The sequence below is a fragment of the Pelosinus sp. UFO1 genome (assembly GCF_000725345.1).
Classification (GTDB): Bacteria; Bacillota; Negativicutes; order DSM-13327; family DSM-13327; genus Pelosinus.
Genome location: NZ_CP008852.1, coordinates 4,067,731 through 4,079,523, shown reverse-complemented (window position 1 = coordinate 4,079,523; position 11,793 = coordinate 4,067,731). Strand labels below are relative to the sequence as shown.

Below are 11,793 nucleotides of genomic sequence, written 5' to 3'. Positions count from 1 at the left end.
CTAGTAAAATAACGTAAGGATTAATCGTATTGTTTACATGCTTTTTTACCGCACATGTTCAGAATATTTTGTCTTTATCATTTATTGAATTTTAGAAAAATTAGCTAAAAGTATAATCGTATACCAGGGGAAAATAGGGTGCTAAAAGGTCGATGTTAAGTCTAAAAAAATGAAAGGGAGTTAAGTAATTGAAGAACGCTGAAAGAGTAATTAAATTTAAAAATATAATCGGTTATGGCATTACTGATTTATTTGGCATGGGTAGTTTGGCTGTGGTTGGCGCATGGATGCTTTATTTTTATACTACGTTTTGTGGCTTGTCACCAGTTGAGGCGGGTGCAATATTTGCTGTTGCGCGTATAATAGATGCGCTTATTAGTCCCTTAATGGGGTATATTACAGATAACTTTGGCAGTACCAGGTTGGGTAAAAAATTTGGGAGAAGAAGATTTTTTATTTTGCTGGGTATTCCATTTGTGGCTTGTTATTCATTATTATTCGTAGCAGGAATGAGTTTTTGGTACTACTTATTTAGTTACATCATCCTGGAGATAACTCTTGCATTAGTTATGGTACCCTATGAGACTCTCGCGGCAGAGATGACCAAAGATTTTAGCACCCGTTCAAAGTTAGCCGGGTCACGGATGCTATTTTCTCAATCAGCGGTTTTTATTGCTAGTATCTTGCCAGGAAGGCTAATGCAAATCTTTGGTGAAAATACCGCCATCTCATTTTTTTATACTGCAGCGGTTTTCTCGGTCATCTTTGTCATCGCTTTAATTACCGTTTATTTTAGCACTTGGGAAACTGAGGAAGAGAAGGTTGATGTTTCGTTTAAAGTAGAGAAATTGTCGTTGCTTGAAAATGTTAAAAAAGTTTTGGCCGAGCTGTCGTCAACCTTTAGAATAAAAACGTTCCGTCATCACTTAGCTATCTACATCTTTTCTTTTACTTCCATGGATATTTTTATTGCAGTGTTTACTTATTATATTGTTTTTGCGTTACATCAAACATCGGTACTTTCGTCAAATCTTTTAACTATTATGTCCGTTTCTCAGGTAGCGGCTGTAGCAGGCACCATTTGGCTGGTTGTTAAGATTGGACCAGCATCATGTGTTAAAATTGCTTCATTGTTGTCAATTGTTTCAATTATCGGTTATGTGTCAGTATATGGTCTGGCTCCGGAAAATATATTTCCGTATCTAATGGCAATTTGCATAGTAATGGGATTATCAAGAGGTGCGGCAACCTTCATTCCCTGGAATGTTTATAGTTTTATTCCTGACGTAGATGAAATGGTAACAACAAGAAGACGGGAAGGTATATTTGCTGGTGTAATGACTTTTTCCCGTAAAACTACAGTGGCAGTGGCAATATTTATTGTTGGTAATATTCTACAAATGGGTGGCTTTGTTGCTGGCGCAAAGGAGCAATCTCTAACTACTGTTAATACAGTTTTGGGGTTAATGATAGTCGGTGTCATAGGCTTACAATTGATGACTTTAGTGTATGCGTTCCGTTTTAAACTGTCAAAACAACGGCATGACATTATTTTAGATGAAATCAATCGGTTAAAAGCCGGCGGTAGCATGGAACACGCTGGCGATAGTACTCGTAAAACAGTAGAAGAGTTAACTGGATGGAAATACGAGGAAACATGGGGAAATAATAATGTTGGATATAAAGTCAATGCTCAGAGCGCAAAATCAGTCAGTGAAACGTTATAAAAATACGTATTAACGGATTGATTGTTTTAATGAACCTTGAAGTGTAAAAAAGCCTTTTAGAATGGAAATATTAAAATAGTTTAGGGATGGTGATTATTTTGATTTATGGTCAAATAAAGAATTTAGCACAAGAAGCAGGTGCATTTTCAGCGTTAATTAAAAGAGGACTGGAATATCTAAAAAATACTGATATTGCTGAAATGGATAGTGGTAAACATATTATTGATGGCGATACCATGTTTGCCGTGGTATCTGACTATGCGCCAGAGCCTAGAGCGGCACGGCGGGCGGAAACTCATGAAAAATACATTGATATTCAATACGTTCATTCTGGTGAGGAAATAATTGGTTGCAGCTTCTTGTCCGATAAGAATGAAGTGTTGGAGAATTTGTTAGCTGAAAATGATGTCATCTTTTATAAAACGACTTTTGACGAAATTGATGTTAAATTAACTGCAGGTAGTTACGCTATAGTTTTTCCTGATGACATTCATCGACCTGGATGTTCTACCGGATCGAATGCAGAAGTCCGCAAAGTTGTTTTAAAAATTAAATTAAGTGCGATAAAATAAATGATTCCAGTGTTCAGGCGATGAATCACACAGTGGATACCTTTTACTATCAGTTGGATAGGACGCTCCCGTAAATATAACGAAAAAGCCATAATCTACATTGGGGGTTATGGTTTTTATTTCATAATGGCGCCTAGTTGAAAAGGATGGTGTTAAGTGAAAAAAAGGATGGTTTCATTACTGCTGGTGACGGGTTGTTTGCCCTCTAAGACTTCTATCTCGTTAACAGCCTGTAAGACCCTAATAAACATGCTGTAGAACTCGAATTAAGTTCGCTCTAAGGGTCGGATCACTTATACAAGTAGGAGTTAAGAGTGGCTAAGTCCTGGATAAGTGTGACTAAGATGTTCAAAATACATTTATTGCTCCTTTTGTCAATGCAGAAAAGCCACAGTATTTAAAGTAGGATATGAGGAAGGAATGCCAGTTGTTGTGAATCCTGGAATTGTCGATCCGGAAGTTTTTATCAGAGCAGTGATTGAAGTAAGGTTCCCAAATCCGTATATACCTGATACTCCGCAAAGAATTGCAATAGACACATCTCAAAAGGTAGGCATACGATTTGTGAGCGGTCTGATTTGGATACAACGAGTCTCTAAAACCAATACTTTCTAATGAAGAAATATTTGGTGTGAATCCCTATCATGTTGGATTTTGATTCCAAGTAAGAACGACTAAGGCTTCTGCCTGCGTCTGAGAACTTGGCCCAAGCCAAGTCTTTTCTTATGTTTTCTGCTAGAAATACGAAGAAAAAAGTGATATACTAACATATTAGTATGACATGAAGGGGAAATGATAGGGAATATGGACGTAAGTGTAATTGATAGAAATCCGCAAGAATCAACGCGCGAATATGTATATCGATTTTTAAAATTTAACATAATGGAATTAAAGCTGATACCAGGTAGTGCTTTATCAGAAAAAGATATAGCCCTACTATTAGGGGTGAGTCGCACTCCTGTTCGTGAAGCATTTATTCAATTATCTCAGGAATATTTACTGGATATCTTACCACAAAAGGGAACTTATGTATCTCTGATTGATATTGAGAATGTCGAGGAATCCAAGTTTTTACGTGAAACAGTTGAAAAAGCAGTAATTGAGATAGCTTGTGTACAATTCCCAAGTGACAAACTCTTTGAACTTCAATCCAACATTGCCCTCCAAGAATTGTGTATTAAAGAAAAAAATTATCTTAAGTTTTATGAACTTGATGAAGCAATGCATAGAACGATTTTTGTAGGCTGTAAGAAAACGCGTATTTGGTCTATGATTCAACAAATGAACACACATTATAATCGAGTGAGAATCTTGAATATAGCTGGTGGGTATGATGTACCACCCGTCTTAAAGCAGCACCAAGAACTGGTCCAAGCGATTAAAGAAAAAGATGTAGATTTGGGAGTGAAGACCATCCATCGTCACTTGAACAAAGTGAAATTTGATATTCAAGATTTATATAGGGATTATGTTGGTTATTTTAAACAAACTCAGGCGACGTTGCGATAAAAGTCTGGCGCAATAGCTCATATTTTATAATTGTATAGATTGCGCAATATAGCTACCTAAAAGACTTTAGGTAGCTATATTTATTTTTCAAGCAGGATGTGTATCCAGAAGAAATATGCAGAAACTAACTGCACCATAAAATATATCTTTCTCTATGAATAACTTAATCTCCGATTTATCAGTATTGTTTAGTAAAAAATTAAAAAAATCAGATTTTATTAGATAATACTGATAAATGGTATTTACACTAGTATGGTAGTGTGGTAGAATCGGATTAAACAAGCAGATTGCATTAACAAAGTCGTTATAAATAAATTCAGTCACTGCACTTACAGTTAATGAAATCAGTTTGGCTATTTTAATTTTAAGGGAGGTCGAATATAAATGATTATGTCATTTCGTTGGTACGGTAAAGAGAATGATTCCATATCCTTGCAAAATATACGCCAAATTCCCGGCATGAAAGGAATTGTAGGGGCTTTATTCGATGTGCCTGTTGGTGAAGTTTGGCCAATGGACAAGATTCTGGCATTGAAAAAGGAAGTCGAAGAGCAGGGATTACTACTTGAGACGATTGAAAGTGTTAATATTCATGAAGATATTAAGCTAGGGCTGCCATCTAGAGATCAATATATTGAGAACTACATCACATCCTTGAAGCATCTTGGGCAAGCAGGAGTAAAAGTTGTATGCTACAATTTTATGCCTGTATTTGATTGGACGAGAACGGATTTGGCGAAAGTACTAGCAGATGGCTCCACTGCCTTAGAGTTTGATGTTCGATTGATTCAGGGCAAGGATCCACAAAAGATGGTAGAAGAAATGCAGGCCAATTCTAATGGATTTGAACTTCCTGGCTGGGAAGCGTGGCGCTTAAAAGAATTGAAGCATCTTTTTGATTTATATAAAGATATCGATGAAGAAAAACTATTTAGCCATTTAGAATATTTCTTGAAAGCTGTAATACCTGCAGCAGAGGAATACGGCATCAAAATGGCAATCCATCCTGATGATCCCCCTTATTCCGTATTTGGTCTTCCTAGAATTGTAACCTCCAAGAAAAATTTAAAACGAATTGTAGATATGGTGGATAGCACAAGCAATGGTTTAACAATATGTAGTGGATCACTAGGGGCTAATTTAGAAAATAATATCCCTGAAATTATCCGTTATTTCGGTGATCGAGTTGCTTTTGGACATGTGCGTAACGTGCAGGTTCATGAACCTGGAATCTTTAATGAAACAGCTCACAAAGCAGATGAAGGTTCTCTTGATATGTATGAAATTATGAAAGCATTTTATGATATTGGCTTTACTGGACCAATTCGTCCTGACCACGGTCGGATGATTTGGGATGAGAAAGGCAGACCAGGCTATGGCTTATATGATAGAGCCTTAGGCGCCAATTATTTATGTGGTCTCTGGGATGCTATTGTGAGAGGCGAAAGTAAGTAATAAATAGGCATAGAAGAGGGGGAGGTAGAAGATGAAGGCTATAGAGATTACTAAACCTGGAAAAGTAGTAATTAAAGATAGATTAGTTCCCAAGATAGATGAAAATGAAATACTAGTTAAGGTAAAAGCTGCTGGAATTTGTGGCTCAGATGTTCATATTTATCATGGGAAAAATGCTTTTGCCACATATCCTAGAGTTGTTGGACATGAATTTGTGGGTGAAGTCGAAAAAGTAGGTTTACAAGTCCAAAATGTAAAGGTCGGTGACCGGGTGGCTATCGATCCAGTTGTTTCATGTGGACACTGTTATTCTTGTCGTATTGGACGGCGTAATGTTTGCAAAAACCTGAATGTGTTAGGTGTACATCGGGATGGTGGTTATCAGGAATATATTGCTGTAGCTGCTACAAGTGCGCATAAACTTCCTGATAACATTTCTTGGGAGATTGCAGCAATGGTCGAACCTTATACAATTGCGGCGCAAGTTCTTGATCGTGGTCGACTTACTGCTACCGATACCGTTTTAATTTGTGGTGCTGGACCAATTGGTTTGGTAATTTTACAAGCAGTTAAAATGATTGGAGCTCGTGTTGCAATCATGGATGTTATAGAATCAAGATTGAAATGGGCTAAAGAAATGGGCGCTGACCTCGTTATTAACGCCAAAACAAGCGATATGATAAAAGAGGTAATGGAGTTTACCAATAATGAAGGTGCAAGCTTAATTTTAGAGGCTACTGGTAATGTTAATGTATTAGAATCTTGTATTCATAATATTGCATCACCAGCTGGAAGAGTAGTTGTTTTAGGCTTTAGTACAGATTTGGTTAAAATACCACAGGTAGATATTATGAGTAAGGAACTTGAAATTATCGGCACTAGGCTAAACAATAATAAATTCCCACAGGTTATTGATTGGTTTGCGAAAGAATTAGTTCAGCCACAAAAGATACTTACACATACTTTTAATTTTGAAGAAACTCAAAAGGCTTTTGAGCTTAATGATGAAAATCCAGAGAGTGTATGTAAAATCGTGCTTACTTTTTAGCCAGATTGTAAGAAGGAATTAAACTTTCAGAGAATTATTAAGTAGAGTAAAATTGTAGTTTTCGCTGCGATCTTACTCTACTAGCATAAAGACTTGGAGTCGTATATAAATGGATAAATAGAAAGGAAGGTGTTTTCCAATGCTAATTCTAAGCCAGGAAAGCATTAAAGATGAGAATCGATGGAAACAAGCAGACATAGAAAACCTCAAATTTAATCACGAGAAAATGTCTGCTTTAACCAAAGAAAATCCTACATGGGTACACTTTGGGGCTGGAAATATCTTTAGAGGCTTCATTGCTATGTTGCAACAATCACTCCTCAATACGGGAACAGTAGATACAGGTATTGTTGTAGTGGAAACGTATGATGAGGAAATTATCGAAAAAATATATACTCCTTATGATAATTTAGGTTTATTAGCCACTATGAATACAGATGGTAGCTTAGATAAAAAAATTATCGGCAGTATCGGTGAAAGTCTAATTGGAGATCCTGCCAGAGAAAATGACTGGCAGAGAATACAAACTATCTTTTCTAAGCCTTCACTACAACTAGCAAGTTTTACAATTACAGAAAAAGGTTATAGTTTAAAGAATGCGGCAGGAAATTATTCTGCCGATGTACAGGAAGATATGAATAAGGGACCAGAAAAACCTAAAAGTGTGATGGCTAAAGTTGCATCATTGGCTTACACCCGCTATCAACACGGAGAACTACCAATTGCTTTTGTTAGTATGGATAACTGTTCCCATAATGGAGACAAACTTTTTAGTGCCGTAGAAACAATTTGTAGAAAATGGGCTGAGCTAGGTTTGGTTGAAGAGGGATTCTTGAACTATATAAATACTCCAGAAAAAGTGTCCTTTCCCTGGAGTATGATAGATAAGATTACACCTAGACCTGCCGAAAGTGTTAAAAGTACATTGAATCAAAGTGGTTTTGGCAGTACAGATATTCTTTGTACGACAAAAAACACATTCATCGCTCCTTTTGTGAATGCCGAAAAGCCTCAATATTTAGTAATAGAAGATAAGTTTCCTAATGGTCGTATGCCTCTAGAAAAAGTAGGCGTAATCTTTACTGATAAGCAGACCGTAGATAGAGTTGAGAAGATGAAAGTGTGTACCTGCTTGAATCCTCTGCATACTTCTCTTGCAGTTTTTGGCTGTTTGTTAGGGTATACGTTGATTGCCGATGAAATGAAAGATCCAAACCTAAAAAAATTGGTAGAAAAAATCGGCTACGAAGAAGGCATGCCAGTAGTTGTAAATCCGCAAATTGTAGATCCCAAAGCTTTTATCAAAGAAGTGATTGAAGTAAGGTTCCCTAATCCTTATATCCCTGATACTCCACAACGAATTGCTTCTGATACATCGCAAAAAGTAGGAATACGCTTCGGAGAGACAATCAAGGCTTATTCTGAAAGAGCCGACTTGGATCCAACAAGTCTTACTTTTATTCCTCTGGTAATTGCCGGATGGTGCAGGTATTTGATGGGGCTTGATGACCAAGGTAATGAAATGAGCTTAAGTTCCGATCCATTGCTATCTACCTTAAAAAATTATATCTCAGGAGTAAAGCTTGGGGATGTAGAATCCGTAGGAGATTCTTTGCAGCCAATACTTTCAAATGAAGATATATTCGGTGTAAATCTTTATCAAGCTGGCTTAGGTGAAAAGACGGAGGGTTATTTTAAAGAAATGATTTCTGGAGCAGGTGCTGTAAGAGCTACCTTACAAAGATATTTATAGAATCAAATGCGTCCAATAAAGACAGATAATTTGAACTAAAATGAATAGCTGCAATATTTAGTTCAAATTGTCTGTGGATGGTGGAATTCATTTAACTAAGGGCATAATCTACGGAAAAATATATTTTAATAAAAAGTGAATGGTTCTATGGGGTAAAAGGAATATAACATAAGTAGGGAGGGTTATACATGCTTCGTAAACGCAGATGGCAAATTATTTTGATGATATTTTTAGCTAGTATGATTAACTATTTGGACCGCACAGCTTTTTCTGTTGCAGCACCGTATATTACCAAGGAATATGGACTTACTCCTTCGCAATTAGGTATATTATTTAGTAGTTTTTTCGCAGGATATGCAATATTTAACTTTGTTGGTGGTTATCTTTCAGATATCTATGGCCCGAGGAAAGTTTTTGCGGGGGCTATGACGGTTTGGTCTATTTTTTGCGGAATGACCGCAGCAGCCTTTAGTTTTATCTCGCTATTAATCATTCGTGTTTGTTTTGGTATAGGCGAGGGGCCTATTTCTGCCACTACTAGCAAGACGGTAAGTAATTGGTTTCCCTCAAAAGAACGATCTAGTGCAATGGGTATTGCCAGCGCAGGTACTCCATTAGGTGCTGCGATTGCTGGACCTATCGTGGGCGTCATCGCCATGTACTTTAGTTGGCAAGTTGCCTTTGTCGTAATGGCTCTTATAGGAATAGTCTGGGCCATAGTTTGGTGGCGTACGGCCAAGGATTTACCTTCTGAAGATACTAGTGTTTCCCAAGAAGAGTTGTTTGAGATTATACAAGGTCAACAGGTATCTCAGGCTGTCGGTGGTGGTAAATTACCATTAAGTTATTTTTTGAGGCAACCGACTGTGTTATTAACGGCACTCGCATTTTTTGCATACAATTATAATTTGTTCTTCTTCTTAACTTGGTTCCCAAGTTATCTAACGATGGCAAAAGGGCTTAGCATTGCCAAAATGAGTATTGTAACAACACTACCTTGGTTTATGGGATTTATTGGCCTTGCTTCTGGTGGTTTTATCTCTGATTATGTATTCAAGAAGACCGGAAAATTAATGTTCTCCCGTAAAATTATATTAGTAGTTGGTTTAGGAGCCACTGCTGTGTGTGTTGCCTTGACTGGTTTTGCGGAATCGGTTGAATGGGCTGTTGGTCTGATGTCAATTGCAATTTTTACGCTTTATTTAACTGGATCAACCTATTGGGCGCTAATTCAGGATACTGTTAGTGGTGAAAATGTTGGTGGTGTTAGTGGCTTTGTTCACTTCCTTGCTAATTTGTCTGGTGTTATAGGACCCGCTGTTACAGGATACATCGTACAATCAACAGGTGTTTTCACCAGTGCGTTTGTGTTAGCCGGTTCTTTGGCTCTGATTGGCTCCTTAGCGGTTGCATTTTTTGTTCGACCAATTAAACAAAATATTGAAAGAACAAATGTCGCTTAAGGACAATGTAAATTTTGTGTGCGAGTAATAAAAAAGATAATAAGTGTTAGTAAATATGCCCTAGTTTCGAATAAGAAATTAGGGCATATTTACTGACCAGAAAGCAGGCAAAAGCACTTTAATCGTATGGTGTAGTCTATATGAGCTGAGTAAAAAGCAGTTATCATCAAAATTTGATTTCTTAGGTCAAATGATAAAAGGAATATGTTTCAACAATATAGAAAGCTATCTAGATGTTGAAATATAAGAATCAATAACTTAGCTAAATAGATCGTTAGAGATTGCTATATTGATGCATGAGAAATCATCAGTAAGGGAGATTTGGACATGAGTGCTAAAAATGATTGTTTTTATTGCTTAAAGGATCAACGGTTAGATGATTTAATGATCGAAATAAAAGAAATGGAAGTTTCAACGTTGTATCTATTTAAGGAACAAACTTACGAGGGTAGATGTGTATTGGCTTATAAAGGGCATCAAAATCATCTAACTGAGTTAGATGAGAAAGAGTATGATCTTTATATGAAGGATTTAGCAAAAGTAGCAAAGGCTATCATGAAGGCTTTTAATCCTGATAAACTAAATTACGGAGCTTATTCCGATAAGCTTTCCCATTTGCATTTTCATTTAGTACCTAAGTACCAAGATGGACCTTCTTGGGGCGGAACCTTTGAAATGATGCCCGAAAAGAAAGTATTACTTAGCGAAGTAGAATATCTAAAAAGGATCAATCTGATCCAGGAAAACTTATAATAGAAAGCTATCTAAGGAGGTAAACGTCTTCTTGGGTAGCTTTTTTATTGGGATATCATTTATAAAAAGCTGCATATAAAAAAGAATTTTTCGGCAGGGTTCAAGAGAAATGCGTAGAAGTCTGTAAAAAGTTAACTATAATGGCAAAAACTAAAACGGTTTGATAGGATGGGGATACTATGATTCAACAGGCTGAACGTATGAAAGGGCTAACTTCGGCGATTTTTTCACAGATCGAGGACTTGCAGAAGGAAGTAGCGGCCTCAGGTAAGGATATCATCCAATTGTCAATTGGTAATCCGGATATGGCTCCAGCGCCACATATTATGGAAGCGTTGAGGAATGGTGCTGCTTGTGGCAATAACTATGGTTATACCCTGTCGAAGGGAAAAACAGAATTATTGCAGGCGATTGCGGATTGGTATCAGACTAAATTTGGAGTCACACTGGACCCAAGTAGTGAGGTTCATTCTTTGATTGGTTCCCAAGAAGGTTTAGCCCACATTGGACTTTGTCTCGTCAATCCAGGGGATGTAGTGCTAATTCCAGATCCGGGCTATCCCATATTTAGTGTAGGCCCACACATTGCTGGCGCAGAGCTGCAGCGGATGTGTTTAACAGCAGAAAATAATTATTTACCAGATTTGGACGCCATTGACGAAGACGTGTTAAAGCGTACTAAATTAATGATCTTGAATTATCCCAATAATCCCTTAGCAGCCACTGCCACACGTGAATTTTTTGCAAAAGTAGTAGACTTAGCACATCGCTATGATTTTGTGGTTTGTAATGATTTTGCTTATAGTGAACTGGTCTTTGATGATTATCGACCAGATAGTTTTTTGAGTATTCCCGGGGCCAGAGAAATTGGTGTAGAGTTTAATTCAATATCGAAAAGTTACAATATGTGTGGTTGCCGCATTGGTTATATTGTGGGCAATGCAGAGGTTATAGCCTTATTAGGACGTTTGAAATCAAACTTTGATTATGGTATATTTGCTCCTATACAACTTGCAGCGATCGCTGCTTTGACAGGACCTCAAGATTGTGTTAAAGAAACGGCTGCTACTTACCAAAGGCGACGCGATATTATTGTGGATGGCTTTTGTAGTATAGGGTGGCATGTAGAACGTCCGAAGGCATCTATGTACATATGGGCTAAAGTGCCAACGCAGCAAAGTTCTTTTGACTTTACTGTTGATTTGCTGAAAAACACGGGAGTCGCTGTCATTCCTGGGAGGGCCTTTGGCGAATGTGGGGAAGGCTTTATCAGAATATCTTTGGTACAACCTGAAGAGAGATTGGTGGAAGTGGTTTCTAGAATAAAGCAATGGTTAAGGTGATTCAGTAATATCGTAACATATGGATTGAGGCATCCACTATGCAATCTTTTGGTCGTACAGTGGATGTTTTTGTTTGGTGATTATAGTAAGTAATATAATATAAAATTTATTAATACAAGTTAATGTACGATAGAAAAAGAATATGAAATCAGAATATAACAACAATAACA

Annotated in this window: 10 protein-coding genes; all 10 read left to right on the top strand. The window is 37.2% G+C overall.

The window, feature by feature from the left end; translation table 11 throughout:
- Positions 1–188: 188 nt before the first annotated feature.
- The 10 genes from UFO1_RS19265 to UFO1_RS19220 all read left to right on the top strand — a co-directional run bounded on the left by UFO1_RS19265 (position 189) and on the right by UFO1_RS19220 (position 11,623).
- Positions 189–1,727, top strand: a complete 1,539-nt coding sequence (locus UFO1_RS19265) for an MFS transporter (RefSeq protein ID WP_038673528.1) — start codon at positions 189–191, stop codon at positions 1,725–1,727.
- Between the two features lie 98 nt (positions 1,728–1,825).
- Positions 1,826–2,299, top strand: a complete 474-nt coding sequence (locus tag UFO1_RS19260) for a YhcH/YjgK/YiaL family protein (RefSeq protein ID WP_038673527.1) — start codon at positions 1,826–1,828, stop codon at positions 2,297–2,299.
- 357 nt (positions 2,300–2,656) lie between these two features.
- The gene (locus UFO1_RS25855; protein WP_371256733.1) at positions 2,657–2,914 is read left to right on the top strand and encodes a hypothetical protein; all 258 of its coding nucleotides are present in this window, start codon (positions 2,657–2,659) and stop codon (positions 2,912–2,914) included.
- Between the two features lie 189 nt (positions 2,915–3,103).
- Entirely contained in the window at positions 3,104–3,808 is a 705-nt protein-coding gene (locus UFO1_RS19250) for a GntR family transcriptional regulator (protein ID WP_038673525.1), read from the top strand.
- 384 nt (positions 3,809–4,192) lie between these two features.
- On the top strand, positions 4,193–5,263 hold the full coding sequence (gene uxuA / locus UFO1_RS19245) for a mannonate dehydratase (protein WP_038673524.1): 1,071 nt from the start codon (positions 4,193–4,195) through the stop codon (positions 5,261–5,263).
- Positions 5,264–5,294: 31 nt separating this feature from the next.
- Positions 5,295–6,311 (top strand): Zn-dependent oxidoreductase, encoded by a 1,017-nt coding sequence (locus UFO1_RS19240; RefSeq protein ID WP_038673523.1) that lies wholly within the window; start codon positions 5,295–5,297, stop codon positions 6,309–6,311.
- Between the two features lie 139 nt (positions 6,312–6,450).
- Entirely contained in the window at positions 6,451–8,064 is a 1,614-nt protein-coding gene (locus UFO1_RS19235) for a mannitol dehydrogenase family protein (RefSeq protein ID WP_038673522.1), read from the top strand.
- A gap of 188 nt (positions 8,065–8,252) precedes the next feature.
- Positions 8,253–9,527, top strand: a complete 1,275-nt coding sequence (locus UFO1_RS19230; RefSeq protein WP_038673521.1) for an MFS transporter — start codon at positions 8,253–8,255, stop codon at positions 9,525–9,527.
- A gap of 327 nt (positions 9,528–9,854) precedes the next feature.
- Entirely contained in the window at positions 9,855–10,280 is a 426-nt protein-coding gene (locus tag UFO1_RS19225; protein ID WP_038673520.1) for an HIT family protein, read from the top strand.
- A 179-nt stretch (positions 10,281–10,459) separates the two neighbouring features.
- Entirely contained in the window at positions 10,460–11,623 is a 1,164-nt protein-coding gene (locus tag UFO1_RS19220; RefSeq protein WP_038673519.1) for an aminotransferase class I/II-fold pyridoxal phosphate-dependent enzyme, read from the top strand.
- The last annotated feature ends 170 nt before the right edge of the window (positions 11,624–11,793 follow it).